Source organism: Roseiarcus fermentans (genome assembly GCF_003315135.1).
Lineage (GTDB): Bacteria > Pseudomonadota > Alphaproteobacteria > Rhizobiales > Beijerinckiaceae > Roseiarcus > Roseiarcus fermentans.
On sequence record NZ_QNRK01000004.1, the window covers coordinates 204,528 to 221,732 of the forward strand.

Annotated in this window: 14 protein-coding genes; 7 read left to right on the forward strand and 7 right to left on the reverse strand. The window is 68.8% G+C overall.

What is annotated here, in order from left to right; all coding sequences use genetic code 11:
* Positions 1–362 precede the first annotated feature (362 nt).
* From DFR50_RS05170 to DFR50_RS05180, 3 genes are all read right to left on the reverse strand, one after another.
* Positions 363–1,502 (reverse strand): acyl-CoA dehydrogenase family protein, encoded by a 1,140-nt coding sequence (locus DFR50_RS05170; protein ID WP_113888129.1) that lies wholly within the window; start codon positions 1,500–1,502, stop codon positions 363–365.
* Positions 1,499–2,686, reverse strand: coding sequence for an acetyl-CoA C-acyltransferase (locus DFR50_RS05175; protein WP_113888130.1), 1,188 nt, complete (start codon positions 2,684–2,686; stop codon positions 1,499–1,501). The genes DFR50_RS05170 and DFR50_RS05175 overlap by 4 nt, the downstream gene beginning before the upstream one ends.
* 120 nt (positions 2,687–2,806) lie before the next feature.
* Positions 2,807–4,471 (reverse strand): AMP-binding protein, encoded by a 1,665-nt coding sequence (locus DFR50_RS05180; protein ID WP_245427321.1) that lies wholly within the window; start codon positions 4,469–4,471, stop codon positions 2,807–2,809.
* A gap of 291 nt (positions 4,472–4,762) precedes the next feature.
* Here DFR50_RS05180 and DFR50_RS05185 point away from each other — a divergent pair, with 291 nt between their 5' ends.
* Complete coding sequence (locus DFR50_RS05185) at positions 4,763–5,767, forward strand: AraC family transcriptional regulator (protein ID WP_113888131.1); 1,005 nt, start codon at positions 4,763–4,765, stop codon at positions 5,765–5,767.
* 37 nt (positions 5,768–5,804) lie between these two features.
* On the opposite strand, the gene DFR50_RS05190 is transcribed toward DFR50_RS05185, so the two are convergent.
* Positions 5,805–6,551, reverse strand: a complete 747-nt coding sequence (locus DFR50_RS05190) for a hypothetical protein (RefSeq protein WP_210208812.1) — start codon at positions 6,549–6,551, stop codon at positions 5,805–5,807.
* Positions 6,552–6,857: 306 nt separating this feature from the next.
* Here DFR50_RS05190 and DFR50_RS05195 point away from each other — a divergent pair, with 306 nt between their 5' ends.
* Entirely contained in the window at positions 6,858–8,252 is a 1,395-nt protein-coding gene (locus tag DFR50_RS05195) for a phosphatase PAP2 family protein (protein ID WP_113888133.1), read from the forward strand.
* A gap of 101 nt (positions 8,253–8,353) precedes the next feature.
* On the opposite strand, the gene DFR50_RS05200 is transcribed toward DFR50_RS05195, so the two are convergent.
* Entirely contained in the window at positions 8,354–9,178 is an 825-nt protein-coding gene (locus tag DFR50_RS05200) for a lytic murein transglycosylase (protein ID WP_245427323.1), read from the reverse strand.
* Positions 9,179–9,341: 163 nt separating this feature from the next.
* Between DFR50_RS05200 and rlmN the strand changes: the two genes are divergently transcribed.
* The 5 genes from rlmN (at position 9,342) to DFR50_RS05225 (ending at position 14,638) form a co-directional block, all read left to right on the forward strand.
* Positions 9,342–10,544, forward strand: coding sequence for a dual-specificity RNA methyltransferase RlmN (gene rlmN / locus DFR50_RS05205; RefSeq protein WP_113888135.1), 1,203 nt, complete (start codon positions 9,342–9,344; stop codon positions 10,542–10,544).
* Positions 10,531–11,607 carry an FtsH protease activity modulator HflK gene (hflK, locus tag DFR50_RS05210; RefSeq protein WP_245427325.1) on the forward strand — a complete coding sequence of 359 codons (1,077 nt, stop codon included), beginning with the start codon at positions 10,531–10,533 and terminating at the stop codon, positions 11,605–11,607. Before rlmN ends, hflK begins: the two co-directional genes overlap by 14 nt.
* Positions 11,604–12,494, forward strand: coding sequence for a protease modulator HflC (hflC, locus tag DFR50_RS05215; protein WP_210208813.1), 891 nt, complete (start codon positions 11,604–11,606; stop codon positions 12,492–12,494). Before hflK ends, hflC begins: the two co-directional genes overlap by 4 nt.
* Before the next feature lie 171 nt (positions 12,495–12,665).
* Positions 12,666–13,592 carry a YjbE family putative metal transport protein gene (locus DFR50_RS05220; protein ID WP_113888136.1) on the forward strand — a complete coding sequence of 309 codons (927 nt, stop codon included), beginning with the start codon at positions 12,666–12,668 and terminating at the stop codon, positions 13,590–13,592.
* Between the two features lie 71 nt (positions 13,593–13,663).
* A complete protein-coding gene (locus DFR50_RS05225) occupies positions 13,664–14,638 on the forward strand; it encodes a sugar-binding transcriptional regulator (protein ID WP_113888137.1) in 975 nt (324 codons plus the stop codon).
* 256 nt (positions 14,639–14,894) lie between these two features.
* On the opposite strand, the gene DFR50_RS05230 is transcribed toward DFR50_RS05225, so the two are convergent.
* Together DFR50_RS05230 and DFR50_RS05235 are read right to left on the reverse strand one after the other, a co-directional pair.
* Positions 14,895–15,752, reverse strand: a complete 858-nt coding sequence (locus DFR50_RS05230) for a TetR/AcrR family transcriptional regulator (protein WP_170153060.1) — start codon at positions 15,750–15,752, stop codon at positions 14,895–14,897.
* Positions 15,736–16,968, reverse strand: coding sequence for an alpha/beta hydrolase (locus tag DFR50_RS05235; protein ID WP_147262658.1), 1,233 nt, complete (start codon positions 16,966–16,968; stop codon positions 15,736–15,738). The genes DFR50_RS05230 and DFR50_RS05235 overlap by 17 nt, the downstream gene beginning before the upstream one ends.
* Positions 16,969–17,205 lie beyond the last annotated feature (237 nt).

Sequence of the window (17,205 nt, forward strand, 5' to 3'; positions counted from 1 at the left end):
ATAAACCCTGTAGCCGGGGGCCGTGGTCGACGCGCAGTTCGCTCACGCCCTCGCCGACGGGTTTTACGTCGCCAAAGAGGCCAGCCTGGACGCGAACCAGCCGCTGGGCGATCCGGGTCCGCGCCGCACGATCCCGAAGGCTGGAAAGCCAGTCGCCAAACGTCTCTGTCTGGCGAAGGGTGAACATGTGTGCCTTATAGGTTACGCGGCGAAGATTGTCAACTATAAGCTACGATCAATCGAAGGACGTCGACCCCGTTTTCCGCTTTGGTCAGCCGCGTCGCGGTCCTGGTCCGCCTCGGCGCGCACGAGCCGGCGACGGAAGGACAGTAGGCCCTCGCCTCGCCGCGCCGCGCCGCCCCTCACTCCCTCGCCAGCGCGCGCGCGATCACCAGCCGCTGGACGTCGCTCGTGCCCTCGTAGATCTGGCACACGCGCACGTCGCGGTAGATGCGCTCGACGGGATAGTCGGCGAGGTAGCCGTAGCCGCCGTGAATCTGGATGGCGTCCGAGCACACCCTTTCGGCGGCTTCGGACGCGAACAGTTTCGCCATCGACGCTTCCTTCAGGCAGGGCTGCTTCGCGTCGCGCAGCGCCGCGGCGTGAAGGGTCAGTTGCTCGGCCGCCTCGATCTTCGTCGCCATGTCGGCGAGGCGGAACGCCACCGCCTGATGCTCGATGATCGGCTTGCCGAACTGCACCCGCTCCTTGGCGTAAGCCAGCGCCGCCCGGTAGGCGCCGCGGGCCATGCCGACCGCCTGGGCGGCGATGCCGATGCGCCCGCCCTCGAGGTTGGCGAGCGCGATTTTCAGCCCCTGCCCTTCTTCGCCGAGCCGCTGGCTCGCGGGCACGCGCATGTCCTCGAACACCAGCGCGCAGGTGTCGGAGGCATGCTGGCCGAGCTTGTCCTCGACCTTGGCGACGACAAAGCCGGGCGTGTCGGTCGGCACGATGAAGGCGGAGAGGCCCTTCTTGCCGGCGTCCGGGTCGGTGACGGCGAACACGATCGCCACCTTGCCGTTCTTGCCCGAGGTGATGAACTGCTTCGACCCCGAGAGGATATAGGACGAATTGCCGTCGCGCCTTGCGCGCGTCTTGATCGCGGCGGCGTCGGAGCCGGCGGAGGGCTCGGTCAGGCAGAAGCAGCCGATCCACTCGCCGCGCGCCATGGGCTTCAGGAACCGCTCGCGCTGCTCGTCGTTGCCGAAGGTCGCGATCGGCATGCAGCCGACGCCGTTGTGGACGCTCATGATGGTCGAGACTGCGCCGCAGCCGGCGGCGATCTCCATCACGGCGAGCGCGTAGGAGACGTAGTCGGTCTCGGCGCCGTCCCATTCCGCCGGCACCGTCATGCCCATGAAGCCGAGTTCGCCCATTTCCGCCAACGCCTCGCGCGGAAAGGCGTGTGCGCGGTCCCAGGCGGCGGCGTTCGGGGCGAGCCTTTCGTCGGCGAATCGCCGCGCCATGGCGCGGATCGTCGCCTGCTCCTCGGTCGGGATCATGCCGCCTCCACTGCGATCGCGGTCGCCTCGCCGCCGCCGATGCACAAGGACGCGACGCCCTTTTTCTGTCCGGACTGCTTCAGCGCGCCGAGCAGGGTGACGATGATCCGCGCGCCCGAGGCGCCGATCGGATGGCCGAGCGCGCAGGCGCCGCCGTGGACGTTGACCTTGTCGTGCGGCAGCGACAATTCGCGCATCGCGATCATCGCGACCACGGCGAACGCCTCGTTGATCTCCCACAGGTCGACGTCGGCCGCCTGCCAGCCGACCTTGCCGAGCAGCGTCCTGATCGCGCCGACCGGCGCCGAGGGAAATCGCGCCGGCAGGCCGGCGAAGGTGGCGTGGCCGAGAATGGTCGCGAGCGGGGTCAAGCCCCGCTTCTCCGCTTCCGAGCGCCGCATCATGACCAGCGCCGCGGCGCCGTCCGAGATCGACGAGGAATTGGCCGCCGTCACCGTGCCGCCCTCGCGGAAGGCGGGCTTCAGCGTCGGGATTTTTTGCGGCTGCGCCTTCAGCGGCTGCTCGTCGACGGCGATGGTCGCGTCGCCCTTGCGGCCCCTGACCGTCACCGGCGCGATTTCGGCGCCGAAGCTCCCGTCCGTGGCAGCCTTCAGCGCCCGGCTCAGCGAAGCCACCGCGTAGGCGTCCTGCTCCTCACGCGAAAACTGGTATTCCTGCGCCGCGTCTTCGGCAAAGGTTCCCATCAGCCGGCCGCGGTCGTAGGCGTCCTCGAGCCCGTCGAGGAACATCGAGTCGATCACCCGGTCGTGGCCGAGGCGGTAGCCGGCGCGGGCCTTGGGCAGGAGGTAGGGGGCGTTGCTCATGCTCTCCATGCCGCCGGCGAGCATGACGGTGTTGGTCCCGGCCAGCAGAGAGTCGTGGGCGAACATCGCCGCCTTCATGCCCGAGCCGCACATCTTGTTGACCGTGGTGCAGCCGGCGGCGTCGGGGAGGCCGGCGCCGCGCGAGGCCTGGCGGGCGGGCGCCTGGCCCTGCCCGGCCGGCAGCACGCAGCCCATCACCACTTCCTCGATGTCGCTCTTGGCGACGCCGGCGCGCCCGACCGCGGCGTCGATGGCGACCGCGCCGAGTTGGGGCGCGGCGAGCGACGCGAAATCGCCCATGAGGCCGCCCATCGGCGTGCGCGCCGCGCCGACGATGACGACGGGATCGGATGAAGTCATGAGGTCAAGCTCCTGTTCTTACACGTCATTGTGAGGAGCGAAGCGACGTAGCAATCCACGGGTCGAGCCCGCGTTCTGGATTGCTTCGCTTCGCTCGCAAGGACGGTTGCGGGTCGTCTTTCAATGCGCTTTCCCGCCCTCGTGCGCGGCCTTCTCGGCGTTGCGCAGCAGGAAGCGCTGGATCTTGCCGCTCGGCGTCTTCGGCAATTCGGCGACGAACGCGATCTCGCGCGGATAGGCGTGCGCCGACAGCCGGTGGCGGACGTGCAGGCGCAATTCCTCAGCGAGTTCCTCGCTCGCTTCAAAACCCTTCTTCAACACCACATAGGCCTTGACGATTTCGGTGCGCTCGGCGTCGGGCTTGCCGATCACCGCCGTCTCCAGGATCGCCTTGTGCTCGATCAGCGCGCTCTCGACGTCGAACGGGCCGATCCGGTAGCCGGAAGAGGTGATCACATCGTCGTTGCGGCCGACGAAGCTGATGGCGCCATTGTCCTCCAGTTCCACAGTGTCGCCGGTGCGGTAATAGCCGCCGGCGATCGCCGGGGTCTCGGTCAGGTGATAGCCGCTGAACCACAGCGCCGGCGACTTCGCGATGTCGATCGCCAGCGTGCCCGGCTCGTGCGGCCCGAGTTCACGGCCGTCGTCGCTCAGCACCGCGACCCGGTAGCCCGGCATGGCGAGCCCGGCCGAGCCCGGGCGCACCGGATGGTCGAGGCCGTGGTGGTTGTTGACGCACATGCCGAGCTCGGTCTGGCCGTAATGGTCGTGGATCGGCGCCGCGAGGTGCTCGGCGAACCAGCGGATCACTTCCGGATTGAGCGGCTCGCCGGCGGAGCTGACCACGCGCAATTGTCCCTTGACGCCATGAGCGGGCTCCGGCCCCGCCGCGATCAGCAGGCGGAAGGCGGTCGGCGCGCCGGCGAGATTGGTGATCCCGTGGCTCTTGATGATTCGATAGGTGCTCTCGGCGGTGAAGCCGCCGTCGTAAAAGGTGGTGGCGTGGCCGATCAGCAGCGGCCCGATCACGGCGTAGTAGAGCCCGTACGCCCAGCCAGGATCAGCGATATTCCAGAAGGTGTCGTCCGCGCGCAGGTCGATCGCGGCCGTCATGTAGGTGCGGAACGAGATCAGCGCCTTGAGCGGAACCGGCACGCCCTTGGGCAAGCCGGTCGTCCCCGACGTCGACATGAGCAGCATCAGGTCGTCGCCCTTGCGCATCGCCGGCTCGAATTGATCAGAGGCGGCGGCCATCGCCTTCGCGAAATCCAGGTCGCCCGGCGCAACCGGCGCCGCGCCGGACAGCGGCGTCGTCACCATGGCTTTCGGCGCGTCGAGAATCTCGTCGAGCTTCGGGCGGTTGGCCGGGTCGGTCACCACCAGCTTCGCCTTCGAGGTTTTCAGGCGATGCTCGATCGCCTTGGGGCCGAAGGCGGTGAACAGCGGCTGGTAGACAGCGCCGGCGCGCCAGGTCCCGAGCGCGACCGTCATCAGGTCGGGAACGCGCGGCAGCATGCAGGCCACGACGTCGCCGGGGCCGACCCCCTGCGCCGTCAGCACGTTGGCGAAGCGGGCGGAGCGCGCCTTCAGGTCGCCGAAGGTCAGGGTTTCCCTGTGGCCGTGCTGGTCTTCCCACTCGAGCGCGACGCGGTCGGCCGGCCAGCGGTCGCAGCACTCGACGCAGGCGTTGATCCCGCCGGCGAGCGACCCGCTGAGCTTGGCTTCCTCGTCCCCCAACCGGAAGCCGGCATGCGCCTGAGCATAGGGCGCGATCGTCTCGGCCATCGACATTTCCTCCTTCGTCAAAGCTCGGGACTCTCGTTGGCGGGGAGTCGCGCGGGCTCGAAAGTCCTCGTGCAATTCCCTACCCGAACCCGACATGGCATTCTATGACGGAAGCGGCTCGACGAGGAGGACGATTTTGCCACCTTTTTGGAGCGCGACGCCGCCGACGCCGCCCCCGCCCCCGCCCGCCTGTAGGGCGGCGTCGCCGACGCCGCCTCGGCGCATCTGCAGGGCGGCGTCGCTGACGCCGCCTCGGCGCGCTCAGCGAGCGCGCCCTACAAGGGCGCGCTGATGGAACGGCGGCTGATCGCGGTCTCGTTTGTCGAGGAGGCGCTCGACTCGGTGCGGCGCCGCGGCCTGCCGACGGCGCCGCTGCTCGCCGCCGCCGGCCTGCCCGAGGCCGTGGTCGAGCCGGTGTCGCCGCAGAGCTACGGCGCGATGTGGCTCGCCATCGCCAAAGCGCTGGACGACGAATATTTCGGCCTCGGCGGCCGGCCGCTGCGCCCGGGGAGCTTCACCCTGCTCTGTCATTGCGTCCTCAACGCGCGCACCCTCGGCCAGGCCCTGCGGCGCGCCCTGCGCTTCCTGCGGGTGGCGCTCGACGACCCCTATGGCGAGCTGACGGTCGCCGACGGGATCGCCTCGGTGACGCTGGTCGACGCCGGCGGCCCGCGGTCGGCCTTCGCCTATCGCACTTTCTGGATCATCCTGGTCGGGGTCCTGTGCTGGCTGGTCGGGCGACGGATTCCGCTGCGGCTGGTCGACTTCCGCGGGCGGGAGCCGGACCATTGCGCCGACTACCGGAAGCTTTTCGGCGCGCCGGTGCGGTTCGGCCGCAAGGCCAGCCGGCTGTCCTTCGACGCGCGCTATCTCGCGCTGCCGACCAAGCGCGACGAGGCGTCGCTGCGCCAGTTCCTGCGCGGCGCGCCGGCCAACATTCTGGTGCGCTACGCCTACGACGAGGGTCTTGCCGCCGCGGTCCGCCGCCGGCTGCGCGCGCTCCCCGCCAGCGACTGGCCGGACCTGCCCGATCTCGCGCGCGCCCTCGCCATGCCGGCCTCGACGCTGCGCCACCGCCTGAGTCAGGAAGGCCAGAGCTGGCGCGCCATCCGCGAGACGCTTCGGCAGGAGCGCGCCCTGCAGCGGCTCGCCGAAGGCCGCCTCGGCGTCGCCGACATCGCCGCCGAACTCGGCTTCGCCGAACCGAGCGCCTTCCATCGCGCCTTCCGCAAGTGGACCGGGGCGACGCCGGGGACGTTCCGGCGCAAGGACGCGCGGGCGGACCTGCTGCGCTGACCCGGGTCAGCGGCCCGGCCCGACGCCTGCGCCCGCCTCAGTCCAGCGCGCGCGGCGTGACGCGCCGCGAACGCCAGCCGGCGGCTCCGAGACCGGCGAAGCCGAGACCCAGCATCGCCCAGGTCGAGACCTCGGGAACCGCCGAGCCGGCCGCGTTGGCGAATTCGAACGAACTCGAGCGCGTGGAGAACGCGACGCTCGCGAACGGCTGCGGCGTCTGGAACGCGATCACGTTGCCGGGGCTGCTGTCGTTCAGGACCGGCGTGACGCTGTTGAAAGCGTTGTAGATATCGAGGTCCCCGACCTGCCCGATCACGGCCCCGGAGGCGTCGAAGAACGTGACCACGTTGTCGTTCGCCCCCTCCAGCGAACCGACGCCCCAGTAAGGAGCCGCGTTCGGGGAGCCCCAGACGATTTTCAGCGTCGACCCGGAGGTGTTGTAGACGGCGGTGGTGTCCGAGGTGTCGATGTTGATCCACTGGTGCGTCGTATCGCTCGCGCCGTATGGGTCCCAGCCCCAGCTCAGGCCGGAGGGAACGGACGTCCAGTTCGATTGTCCGGTCAACACGAACACCGCGCCGTTTGCGCTGACGGAATCGGGCGCCGATTGCGGCGCGACCGGCGCCGTCGCCGGATCGACGGCGCCGTAGTCGCTCACCGAGATCCCGTCGATGGTGGCGGTGTAGACCGCCGCCGAAGCGGCGCCGGCGCAGAAGGCGGCAGCCGCAGCGAACACGCCAGCCGCGCCGAGTGAGTTGAGGATCGAACGATTGAACATTTTCACCAGGCCGTTGCAAGGCGCTCTGAGCGCGCTTTGCAGGGCCACTGCAAGCTCGGCGCCATGCGCTCCGGCGTGGGTCGGACGAGAAGACCGAGGGTTTGACCGCGTCGGGTCGTCGATGTGAGGCCCCGTACCCAAAATGCAAGACACCTGTTATCGAATTGGAAAACACAGTTTTGCAAAACGCGAAGGCGCGGATCTGGATCGAGGCCGACGGTCCCGCCGCGATCGTCCGCCCGTCGGTGGAGACGGTCCCGGCGGCGCAAAAGTGATATTCGGCGAGACGAGCGGACCGCGGAGGACAGCGCCATGAACAAACTGGGTTACGGGATCGGCCTTCTCGCCGTGATGATGGGCTCGGCCGGGGCCGACGCGCAGACCGCGTCCAGTCTCGCCGTCCTGAAGGGCCTCGCGCCCGTCTCCGCCCTTTCCGCCAGCGTGGCCGGCAAGGCGGCGCTGGCGGCCAACTTCGCCGTCACCGGCGGGATCCAGACGGGGGCGATCCGCCAGGCCACCCTGCTGCCCTTTCCGGAGCAACGCCAGCAGGCGCTGCGCGACGCGTTCATCACCGACGGCAATCTCGCGCAACTGGCGGACGGGCTGGGGTCGACGCTGGGAGCGGCCTATCAGGCGCGCGCGCATTACCTCGACCGGGAGCGCTTCACCAATGTCTCCGCGACCGTCGCCGGCGTGATCGCCTACGCCAACTCGACCACGGCGCCGGATTCGAACGCCGGCAAATACTTCTTCGCCAACGCCACCACCGACGGCAAGACGCCGGTCTCCGACGAGGCCGCGGGGCTGTTCAAGGCTGTCGGCGGCGCGCCCGATCCGTTCGGCCGCGCCTACGGCCGGCCGGCCGGCGCGCCCGGCGGCGACGCGTTCGGGGACCCGCGCCCGTTCCAGACCGAGCCCGTGACCTCGCCGATCGTCGGGCCGGACTATTTCAACGTTCCGGCCAGCAACGACGTCTACAACCGCGGCCCGATCATGAACCTGATCGACAGCCCATCCTTCCCGAGCGGGCACACGACCTACGGCTACATGGGCTCGATCGTGCTCGCGGTGCTGGTCCCCGAACGCTATCGGGAGATGATGGCGCGGGGCGCGGAATACGGCAACGACCGCATCCTGATGGGGGCGCACTACGCCATGGACGTGATCGGCGGAAGGACGCTCGCGACCTGGGATCTCGCCCACCTGCTCGCCAACGATCCCGCCTACCTGAACCGGACGCTGAAGGACGCCGCGAAATTCTCCGCCATGGCGCAGCCGCAGGTCCCCGAGGCGATCGCCGACTTCCGCGCGGCGATGGCGGCCGCCCGGGCCGATCTGACCAAGGCGCTCGAGGCCGCCTGCGGCGACACGGTCGCGATCTGCGCGCGTCAGGACATCGGCCGCTTCAACGCGGCTGCGATGAACGAGGCCTTCGCCGCCGGGACCCAGACCTATGGGCTGCCGGTCGTCCACCCGGAGACGGCGGACACGGTCGAGGACGTCGGCGCGCTCGCGCCCGAAGCCGGAAACCTGCTGACCGCCGCTTTCCCCAAGCTGAGCCTCGACGAGGCGAACCGCATCCTGACCGAGACGGAAGGGCCCGGCGGCGGCTTTCTCGACGACGGATCGGCCTTCGGCGTCTACTCGCGGCTCAATCTCTACGCCGCCGCCGGCCGCGCGGCGGCGCTGTCGCGGACGAGGCCCTGACGGGGCGCGGAGGGCGCGGGCCGAACCGCGGGCGGCCGACCGGTCGCGCGCCGCGCCGCGCCCTACGGACCGCGAGACCCGGCCCGCGGCCCGCTATCGCCCTACTGGCTCTTGGCGAGTTCGTCGGCGAACTGCGCGACCGTCTTCGCGTAGACCGGCGAGTTGTTCCACTGGAGCAGAACGGAAAAGTTCCCCTGCCCCTCGTCCCAGCCGGCGCCGCGCGACCACCCCTTCTGGCTGAGAAAATTGGCGGTCGAGGCGAGCGCGTCGGCGCCGTTGCCCATCAGGTTGCCGCCGCGGCCGCCGTTCGCCGACACGCCGTATTTGAGGTAGGCCGACGGCATGAACTGGGTCTGGCCCAGTTCGCCAGCCCACGCGCCGCGCATCTGCGCCGGCGTGAGCAGCCCGCGCTCGACGATCATCAGCGCGTCGATCAGCTCGGCCTGATAGAGCGACCCGCGCCGGCAGTCGTAGGCGAGGGTGGCGAGCGCGCTGAAGGTGGAGAAGCGGCCGAGCGAGGCGCCGTAGTCGGTCTCGAGGCCCCAGATCGCCACCAGCACCGGCGCCGGGACGCCGTAGCGCTGCTCGATGCGCTGCAACGGCTCGGCGTAGGCGAGCATCATCGACTTGCCCTGCTTCACCCGCGAAGGCGAAATGTGGCGCGCGGCGAAGCTCGCGTCGCCGCCCTGAAGCCCGGACTGCGAACGGTCGTGCGACAGCACCGAGGGGTCGAACTTGGCGCCGGCGAACGCCTCGTCCACCACGCCCGGGGAGACGCCGTCGTTGATCGCCACCTGCTTGAAATCGTCGAGCCAGGCCTTGAAGCCGTCGGCGCTGTCGCCGCACTGCGCGGCCTCTGCCGACGACACGGCTGGTCCCGCCACCGCGACCACGACCGCCAACGCCCTCAACGCCCTTCCCGACATAGCTCGCTCCAACGACTCGAAAACCCGAGAGGCAGACGTAACCTCAGATCCGGTCGAAGGCTATGGCCGAAATGTGACGTTTTGGCCGGACGCTCTCCCGTTCCGCGCCGCGGGACGATCGAAACGGTGGAGGGCCGGACCCGGCCGTGATAGAGACCCGCCAATGACGTCTCCACCCTCCGTTCCCGAGGACCCTGCGCCCTTGAGTCTCGCCGGGGCGAGCCGCGCCGAGCTCTCCGGCGCGCTCGCCAGTCTCGGCGCCCCCGAGCGCGAGCTCAAGATGCGCGTCTCGCAGTTGTGGCACTGGATCTACCACCGCGGCGCGCGCGACTTCGCCTCGATGCGCAACATCGCGAGGCCTCTGCTCGCCGCGCTCGCCGAGGGTCACGACCTCGCGCGCCCCGAAGTCGTCGCCGAGCAGGTGTCGAGCGACGGCACCCGCAAGTGGCTCCTGCGCATGCGGCCCGCCCACGCGCACGACAAGGGCGCCGAGATCGAGTGCGTCTATATCCCGGAATCGGACCGGGGCACGCTGTGCGTGTCGAGCCAGGTCGGCTGCACGCTCAATTGCACCTTCTGCCACACCGGCACCATGCCGCTGGTGCGCAACCTGACCGCCGCGGAGATCGTCGGGCAGGTGCTGGCGGCGCGCGACCGGCTCGGCGACTTTCCCGGCGGAACGCCGCCCGACGACGGCGGCCTCGTCCCCTCGGGCGAAGGCGTCCGCGCCGTCTCCAACATCGTGTTCATGGGGATGGGCGAGCCGCTGTACAATTACGAGGCGGTGCGCGACGCGATCGCGATCCTCACCGACGGCGACGGCCTGTCGCTGTCGCGGCGGCGCATCACCGTCTCCACCTCGGGGGTGGTCCCGGAGATGGAGCGGCTCGGCGCCGAATGCGGGACGATGCTGGCGGTGTCGCTGCACGCCACCAACAATGCGTTGCGCGACCGGCTGGTCCCGCTCAACCGCAAGTATCCGATCGAACGCCTGCTCGAGGCCTGCCGAACCTATCCCGGCGCCTCCAACGCGCGGCGCATCACCTTCGAATACGTGATGCTGAAGGGCGTCAACGACACGCCGGCCGAGGCGCGCGCGCTGGTGCGTCTGCTCAAGGGGATTCCGGCCAAGATCAATCTCATTCCGTTCAACCCGTGGCCGGGCAGTCCCTACGAATGCTCGGACTGGGAGACGATCGAGCGGTTCTCCGAGATCGTGTTCAACGCCGGCTACGCGAGCCCGGTGCGGACGCCGCGCGGCCGCGACATTCTCGCCGCCTGCGGGCAGCTCAAGAGCGACAGCGAGAAATTGCGCGCGCGGGCGCGCCTGATGCTCGAGGAGAGTCTGGTCGTTGGACAGGAGTGACGCCGGCGCGAGCGCCCCGCCCGCAGGCGACGGCGAGGCCGCCGGCGGGACGGACGTCTGGGGCGCGGTGAGAGCCGGCCTCGGCGGCGTCTTCCGCATGCCCAGACTCGGCCGGCGCGGCGTCCTCGCGGGCCTCGGCGTTCTGTGCCTCGCCTGGGCTTCGACCGCGCTCTACCGCGTCCAGCCGGACGAAAAGGGCGTCGTGCTGCGGTTCGGGCGGTGGGTCGCGACGACGGAGCCGGGCCTGCACGCCCACCTGCCCTGGCCGATCGAGACGGTGCTCCTTCCCAAGGTGACCCAGGTCAACCAGATCCAGATCGGCGTCGGGCCGTCGACGGGCGCCACGGGTCAGCAGCCCGGCCGCGGCGGCCAGATGCTGACTGGCGACGAGAACATCGTCGAGGCCGATTCCACCGTCTTCTGGAAGATCCGCGAGCCCGGCGAGTTCCTGTTCCGGGTCGACAATCCCGAGCTCGCGGTTCGCACCGCGGCCGAGGGCGCGCTGCGCGACATCATCAGCCGCACGCCGATTCAGGACGCAATGTCGACCAAGCGCCAGCAGATCGCCGACCAGACCCGCGCGCTGCTGCAGACGCTGCTCGACGGCGAGCACGCAGGGGTGGAGATCACCCAGGTGCAGTTGCAGCGGGTCGAGCCGCCGCTCGCGGTGATCGACGCCTTCAACGACGTCCAGCGGGCGCGGGCCGACCAGGAGCGGGCGCGCAACGAGGCCGAGGCCTACGCCAACGACATCCTGCCGCGCGCCCGGGGCGAGGCGGAGCACATCCGCCAGGACGCCGAAGCCTACCGCTCCCAGGTCGTCAACCTCGCGCACGGCGAGGCCGACGCCTTCCTGCCGATGCTGCAGAGTTATCGGGAGGCGAGGGACGTCACGGCGCGGCGCCTCTATCAGGACAGCGTCGACGAAGTCCTGAGGAGGGCCTCGAAAGTCGTCGTCGACACCTCCGGCAAGGGCGTCTCGAGCGTCATGCCGTATCTTCCGGTCACCGAGTTCAAGCCGCCGCCGGCCCCGCCCGCGGCGGCGCAGGGAGCGGCCAAGTGAGGAGCGCCCGGCTCGCAGCGCTGGCCGCGATCGCCATCGCGATCGACCTCGTGGCGTCGTCCGTGTACATGGTCGGCGAGGGCGAGCAGGCGCTCGTCGTCCGCCTCGGCGCGCCGGTCGCCGTGATCGAGACGCCGGGCCTCCAGTTCAAGGTCCCGTTCATCGACACGGTCAACGTCACCTCGACGCGCTCGCTGCTGCTCGAGCCGCAGGTCGAGCAGGCGATCATGGGCGATCAGAAGCGGCTCGAGGTGCAGCCCTACGCCCGCTACCGGATCGTCGATCCGCTGCGCTTCTATCAGGCGCTGCGCACGCCCGAGGCGGCCAATGTCCAGCTCGCGCTGATGGTCAGTTCGGCCGCGCGGCGCGCCCTCGGCCAGGCGCCGCTGACCGCCCTGCTCACCGACGAGCGCGGCCGGATTCTCGACGCCATCAAGACGGAGGTCGCCGAAAAGGCCGCCCCGCTCGGCGTTTCGGTCGACGAGGTGCGGTTCCGCCGCGCCGACCTGCCGTTCGAGACCAGCCAGGCGATCTACGACCGCATGAAATCCGAGCGCCAGCGCGAGGCGAAGGAACTGCGCGCGCAAGGCTACGAATGGGCGCAGGCGATCCAGGCGAAGGCCGACCACGACCGCACCGTCGTCCTGTCGCGGGCCCAGCGCGCCGCCGCGGTCGCGCGCGGCGAGGGCGACGCGGAGGCGAACAAGGCGCTGTCGGACGCATTTTCGCAGGACCCGGGCTTCTACGCTCTGGTCCGCTCGCTTCAGACCTACAAGGGCGCGCTCGCCGGTTCCGCGCCGACGCTGATCGTGAGCCCCGACGCGGATTTCATGCGGCTGCTGAAGTCCGGCCCGGCGGCCGCGGACGTCGAAGGGGCGAAACCGTGACGCCCGGCCGGACCCGCGGCCCGCGCGAAGCCGGGCTCTGACTCCCGTGGCCCGCGGCTCGCTTCACCAACTCGGCGCGACCTGGGAGGGGCGGCGTCCCGCCATCCCGGGCGCAAGGGACGGGCGCCCTCCCGGGCGGTCCGCGCAACTCTCGCCGGCGGCGACAGCGCCATGATCGACGCGACGTCCTCGCTCGTCCTGCTCGTGCAGATCTTCTTCGTCGACCTGCTGCTCGGCGCGGACAACGCGATCGTGATCGCGCTCGCCTGCGGCCGCCTGCGCCCCGAGGACACCCGCCGCGCCGTCGTCCTCGGCGCCGCTGGCGCGATCGGGCTGCGGCTGGCGATGATCCTGTTCGCCAACGCGCTGCTCGGCGTGCCGCTGGTGAAGCTCGCCGGCGCCTGGATGCTGATCGTCATCGCCCTCAACGTGCGCGCGCAGAGCGATCCCGACCAAGGCGCCCCGGCGCGCGGCGGCGGCTCGGATTTCCTGTCGGCCGCCGCGATCATCATGCTCGCCGACGCCGCGATGAGCCTCGACAACGTGGTGGCGCTGGCGGCGATCGCGGGCGGCAACCTCTGGCTGCTGGCGCTCGGCGTCCTCATCAGCATCCCGATCCTCGTCTGGGGCGCCTTGATCCTGACCGGCCTCCTCCGCCTCGCGCCGGAAATCTTCACCATCGGCGCGGCGTTCCTCGGCTGGATCGCCGGCGGCATGGCGGCGACCGATCCGCTGCTCTCCGGCTGGATCGACGCCAACGCGCCGGCGCTCGGCGCGTTCGCGCCGGCGCTCGGCGCGCTCTTCGTGCTGGCGGCGGGAGCGGGCGTGCGAACCGAGCGGACGGCGCGGACGGCGCCGGCGCCCGTGTCGGCGCCCTCCCCTCCCCGCCCCGTTCCGGCGCCCATGGCCGCCGCTGCGCCCGCCCAGGCGCCGGCGACCGCGGCGTCGGCCGAGGCCTCGCCCGGCTTCGCAGCGGAGGAGCCGGCGGCCGGCGGCGGCTGGAACGAGGAGCGACTCGTCGTCGCAGGCTTCGTGCTGCTGGCGCTCGCAGCGGGCCTGATCATCTTCGTCGCCTCCTTGTTCGACAGCCTGACGTGACCCCCCGCGCCTCGCGCTTGCGAGCGAAAGACCTTGACTCTTCGGCTCAAGGCGGCGACCGAACAGGCATCATGAAAGCAGACCATCATCCCTTCGAGTCGCGTGGGCCGAGGCGGAGCGAGCGGCTGAGGCAGCGCGCCGCCTGGATGTATTTCGTCGAGGAGATGACCCAGAGCGCGATCGCCGACGCGCTCGGAGTCGGGCGCGTCACGGTGGTGCGCATGCTGGCGGAGGCCAAGGCGCTCGGCGAAGTGCGGATCGCGCTGGCGCGCGGCCACGCCGAACTCGGCGGGCTCGAGGCGGCGCTGTGCACGACCTTCGGCCTCGAGGAGGCGCTGGTCGCCCCGCTCTCGTCGTGCGACGCTGACGCGACCGCGCCGATCGGCGCGGTGCTCGGCGAATTCGTGTCGTCGATGCTGCGCAACGACATGAAGATCGGCCTGGGCTGGGGGCGCACGCTGAACCGCTCGCTCGAGCACCTGCGTGAGCGCTCGCTGCGCGGCCTCAACGTCGTGTCGCTGGTCGGCGGGGTGACGCACTTCGCCCACGACAATCCCGCCGAGTTCCCCTCCGCCTTCGCCCGGGCGTTCAACGCCGACTGCTACCTCATTCCTTCGCCGGCGATCGTCGACAGTCCGGCGACCAAGACCGCCCTGATCGAACGCTGCGGTCTGCGCGGCGTCTACGATTTCGCCAACGCGCTCGACGCGATCGTGGTCAGCGTCGGCTCGCTCGGGCCGGAGGCGACGATCGCCCGGTTCGAGCTGATCGGCGAAGCCGACCGCAAGGCGATGAGCGAGCTCGGCGGAGTCGGCGAGCTCTTGTGCAACGTCTACGATCTGGAAGGCCGGATCGTCGACCACCCGCTCAGCCACCAGGTGATGTCGGTGCCGATGGAGGCGGTGCGCGCGGCGCCGATCCGGGTGCTGGCCGCCGGCGGCTCGCACAAGCTCGCCGCCATCGAAGGCGCGATCAAGCTCGTGCGCCCGACCGCGCTGGTGACCGACGAAGTGACCGCGCGCCGCCTGACCAAGATCCCGGTGTGAGGGGCGGCGGCGCCGGGAGGACCGGAAAGACGCCGCCACGTCCGGATGGCGCGGGAACGCCGCTGCACACCGGGCGTCTGAAAGCGATGCTGGCGGCGTCCCGGATCGGCGCGATCGTCGTGCCGCCCGTGCCGGCTTTCCATTCGAAGCCCGCCTCGCTCAGGGACATGGGCGGCTCCGCTCCACCATCGCCGGCGCCTGTCGCCAATCTCACTCGCAATTTTCGAGAGACGTCTGTCGATGACGATTCCGACGGTTACCCCATCATCACCTTGTCTATTCCGCCCGCAATGAACTTGAGCATCAGCGGATAGGCGTCATTCGGGTCGGCGCTGTCGTATTTGCCTTCGGAGATCGCCTCGACGCGACGAGTCGATGCGAAAATGCTCAGCATGACAGAGATGCAAAACACGATGGCGCGAATGGATTTCTCCGAGTCCGTCTGCCCATACATGTCTCTCAGCGTATCTGCGAACATCCGCGCAGTTTGGTCGTAATGCTTTGTCAGCGTGGTGGAATATTTTGTCGAATGCGCAGTCTGGGCAATGATCTCGCCATAGTTCCGCCAGTGCTCGTCACCCGATCCGATCAGCAAGAGGAAAGGTTTGGTGAAGGCCTCGGCGAACTTGGTGAGATCCCGGCTGTCTTCGAGTATAAACTTGCGCAAATGCTCGCGGCGCGCCGAGTTGAGGGAGTCGCTTCGTCTCGTGATCACCTCCTCGATGAGCTGCTCCTTCGACGGAAAGTGATAGGTCACCAAGCTGAGCGCGACATTCGCTCGCTTGGCGACCGCCCGGACCGGAACGCCGTCGAAGCCAAACTGGGCGAACAGTTCCTCAGCCGCGTCGAGGATGGCGATCCGCGCTCCGCCAGGATTTTTCACCGATACTTTCGCCATAACCCGACCTGTTGATGCGTCCTCTCGCATATCCTTCATCCGCGAGCGGGAACGCAAGCGGGTCGGGTCGCAAGGCGCCGAGACCCAGTCGAACCTGTATGCGGCTGCGCGCTCGAGAGCCGCAGGAGGAGGCAGGCGGCCTGGACGGAAGACAAGGATCGTCTGCCAGGCCGCCATCAACAGGGGATGCCTGTCGACTTTATCCTTCGCCGCCAATGCGCGGCCACCAGGAGGGCAAAGCGGTGCCGACGTCCATGGAGCCGTCTCGGCGAATATACGCGCGGAAATCGCGGTCCTTCGCGAGTTTGCCATCCAGCGCCTGCTTCAACCACGAGCGTCCCGCCCCGATCGCCTCCGCCATGACGCCGCCAAGCGGATGAAATTCGCCCTCCCAATGGAGAAGATCCTTAGGCGCTTTGATACGCTCAAAAACCTTCAGGGCGTCGCTCACGCCCGAGAGTTCGTCAAACTCTCCAAAGCCCATGAGCACAGGGCATGTGATATCGCCAACGACATCGACGAGCGCCATCTTTGGCACGAACTCCCGGTCAAAACGGTCCTCGTCGTCATAACCGGCCATATACATGAAATTTCGTTTGAAGTTCGGCTGGGCGCGTTTAAATAGTGTTGATACGTCGCCATAGAAGCCCACAGTCGTGCCCGCCGCTTTGAGGCGCCGCTCGTGGGCGGCGGTGCGCAAGCCCCAATAGGCCCCCATGCTCACGCCCCAGAGCACAATACGGTCGGGGTCGATTTCCCGCCGCTCAATGAGGGTATCGATGACCGCGCTCACCGCTCGTTCGTAGTTGTCCACTGTGACCTTCAGGCCATTGGTCAGTGTCTCACCCTGTCCCGGCCCCTCGATCGCCACCGCATGGAAGCCTTGTGCGACGAAGTGGCGCTGCGCAACGTGAATCCACTCCTCCTTCACCATGTCCATTCCGGGAAGCAGAAGAACGAGAGGAGCAGGTTCGGCGCCCGCGGCCAGGTGCAGATGGGTTATGACCTTTCGGCCTTCAAACGGCGCCTCGACGCGCTCAATGGGCGTGGGGTTGATCTGAGAGAGCGCGTCGACGCAACGGCGTGCTCTCGCCGCAAAGCCCGCACGTCGTGGATCGTCCCCAAAATAGCTGTACTGCGCGCGGGCGAACGCCATGGATGCCCGCATGAAGAGATTGGCGCTCGCATCATCATAGCCATGGCTGCGGTAAGACGTCGCCTTGCGCTCGAGCGCTTCGCCCAGTTCGCCCCAACCCTTGGGGATCATCGCGGCGCTGTGAACGTTCTTGAAAGCTTCGATCACATCGCTTCGCGCGTAGCCATGCTCCTGAAAAAAGCCGGCTATTTGCGGATGCAGGACATCGATCCCTCCCAGGGCGAGAAGATTGTCGAGCACCCATCCCTGGGCGACTCCCCGACTTGTCGTGATCACAATAAGCCTCCCATCTTGTCATTAGAATCGTACGTACGTTCCTAACTATGGCCTGGATGGGGATCTGTCAATCCCGATCGAAACGTTGCGATCGAACGGTTGGGCACCGCTTGCCGCAATGAAACGGCCCACGCCGGAATCGAGACGATAAGGCCTCTTTACAAAAAATCTGAACGTACGTACAGTTCAATTGAAGTGTGCAAATGGTGGTCGAGCGAGGGCGAGTGGCGGCGAGCG